At 33.3% G+C, this 2,407-nt stretch carries 3 protein-coding genes; 2 read left to right on the top strand and 1 reads right to left on the bottom strand.

From position 1 onward, the window contains the following. Positions 1-86: 86 nt before the first annotated feature. Entirely contained in the window at positions 87-575 is a 489-nt protein-coding gene (locus B5X53_RS18775) for a hypothetical protein (protein ID WP_079714735.1), read from the bottom strand. 1,236 nt (positions 576-1,811) lie between these two features. Between B5X53_RS18775 and B5X53_RS19565 the strand changes: the two genes are divergently transcribed. Beyond that, positions 1,812-1,979, top strand: a complete 168-nt coding sequence (locus B5X53_RS19565; RefSeq protein ID WP_317042342.1) for a single-stranded DNA-binding protein — start codon at positions 1,812-1,814, stop codon at positions 1,977-1,979. Between the two features lie 2 nt (positions 1,980-1,981). Continuing rightward, complete coding sequence (locus tag B5X53_RS19560; RefSeq protein WP_317042341.1) at positions 1,982-2,158, top strand: single-stranded DNA-binding protein; 177 nt, start codon at positions 1,982-1,984, stop codon at positions 2,156-2,158. Positions 2,159-2,407: the final 249 nt, after the last annotated feature.

The raw sequence follows: 2,407 nt of genomic DNA, 5'->3' as shown, positions 1-2,407 counted from the left end.
TAGAAAATAAAATATTAAATTTGAGAGAAGGACTTATTGCTTTTCATAGGATATATTGTTGTGTGCTGGCTTTATTTAATCCGTTTTTATTTTAAAGTATAGGCAAATTGGCTGCTATCATTCTCAAGAGGTAAATTTTCTACCAATTCAATAATTTCGAATTTATCTTGGATGTTATTTTGATTCTGGAACATAAGGTGGATTTTACCATCAGTCTCTTTTATCAGAAGTTGAAAATAATCTTTATCCTTGGATGCTAATTTTGTCGGTGGTTCATTACAATAGTCCGCAACTTCAAGTTGGAATTTATTCCATTTGTAAAAAGTCCAATTAATTGTTTGGCAATAATCTCTTTTTAAACTTCGAGCAGTATTTAAAATCAAAGTATCCTTGGTCTCATAGTCCTTCTCACTATTGTCGTAAATCCAAGAATTAGTTGCATTTGGCACAAAATCTCGAGATTTAATCAAAGTTTCCTGCAGAATTTCTTTTAACTCATTTTTCGATATTGTCTGTCCGAAAATTGATGTTAAACATCCAAATAGGAAAACTGCTATAACTAATTGTACTTTCATTATGATTCATTTTGCTTGCACACAACGTACGTATAAATGCAGTATTACATTTATATCTATTATGTCTTTACTTCAGCTAATCTAGCGGATTTTTGATTTTAAAAAAAAATATTTCTAGCCGTATGGGTCCAAATAACAGTGGTTTTGGTGCTTTTATGTCCTAATATACCGGTATATATCTTAAATCGGTTCCACTTTCCAAAAAATAGTGGCAAAGGAGTCCTACAGCATTTGCGGGCTTACTCGTTTCTTGATTCCTGCCCTATTCTCTGCTTCCCTTACTACTTTGGCAACACTTTCTGTTTTATATTTTATAGAAGGTTCCTTCAGAAAGAAAAGTTTCCAGTCTCCATTCCTTATCAGGCAATTATAAAACAGATTACCCTCTTAAAAATAAAAGGAATAAAAACCATAGTCGTATATTAAACGAATAATAGACGTTTATTTCTTCTCCCATCTTTATCTCCAATTAAAAAACAACATGGCTTCGCCAGCGTCAATTACATTGATATCTTAAATTTTCCTTAAATAACCCAAAAATAATTTTTTTTAAGAATTCCTGATGAAATTAAACCGTACAAATAGTACGGTTTACATAATATCTTGATTTTATACCTTATTTAAATTTTCAATATGCATTCAGCAATAAACCCTTAACGCTTTAAAGATTAGAATAAGTTGAAGTATCCAATAACCCATTCAGCACATTAGCCTTCCGTACCTCCAGGCTAAAGAGCTTCATTAACAAACACCGGACACAAGTAAAAAACCGCCACCTCCTATTTCGCTTCTTCCGCACAAAAAGCGGAAAAGCTCCATTCCCGGTTCTGGTTTTCACTTAAGTCCTTAAATTGGATTTCATTAATTTAATTCCGCTTCCTGCTTCTTCCCTATTCTTCCATTTCCCTATTTGAAGTATTCCCGGACTTCACTGCCACTACCTTTTTTTGTAATGCAAAATACCAAGATTTTGAAGTTAGTCCGGACTGCATAAAGCCGGTCCCTGCGCTCCCTTTTTATAAGTCCGGACTAACTTCTAAATCTTGAAAGTGTATCAGCATCAAAAAAAGGTAACAGTGAAGGCACTACGGGAAGTAAATCTAATAACGGAAAAAATGAAATCATACAACATCCACAAAAAGGAAGCGGAATTAAAAAAATCTAAAAAAGGAAAACGCTCAGGATACAATAAGTAAATCAGTTAAAATCAATTATAAACCTTTAAATCTTTTAGTTATGAAAACGCTTAGAAACACAGTACAGTTAATTGGAAACGTAGGGGAAGATCCTAAATCCCACAGGTTTGAAAATGGTATGTTGGTTTGCCGATTTTCTTTGGCCACCAATGAACAATTTTTAAAGACGGAGAGAAAGTTCAGGAAACACAATGGCACCAGCTGGTAGCCTTGAGTAAACAGGCAGAACTTGCTAGTAATTATATCTCTAAGGGAAAGGAAATTCCTATTAAAGTAAAATTAACTTATCGCCCCTATAACAATGAAGCTGGAGATAAACAGTACATCAACGAAATTCTGGTAGATGAGATCCTTTTATTGGGCAACTCAAAACAGGATAATAATTAATTAAAAGCAAAGAGGGAGTCATCCTCGAAAACTGCGTCCTCTTTCATCAACACTTAAAAAAGTATATAATGGAAAGCAAAGTTAATGAAATAGCCAAAAGTTATATCGGAAGTATTAAAACAAAATAACTTCATCCCGTGATGCTACTTTTAATGGATCATTCTCAAAAGTTGTGTGTGAATTGAAATATTAGTTTGATTTTTGCTGTCTAAACAGGAAGCATTGGATCCATATATAGACCTACTCAAG

Origin of the sequence: Salegentibacter salinarum (assembly GCF_900168115.1) — a bacterium.
GTDB classification, from domain to species: domain Bacteria; phylum Bacteroidota; class Bacteroidia; order Flavobacteriales; family Flavobacteriaceae; genus Salegentibacter; species Salegentibacter salinarum.
The sequence above is the reverse complement of the archived record's forward strand: the minus strand, read 5'-3'. Positions and strand labels throughout refer to the sequence as shown.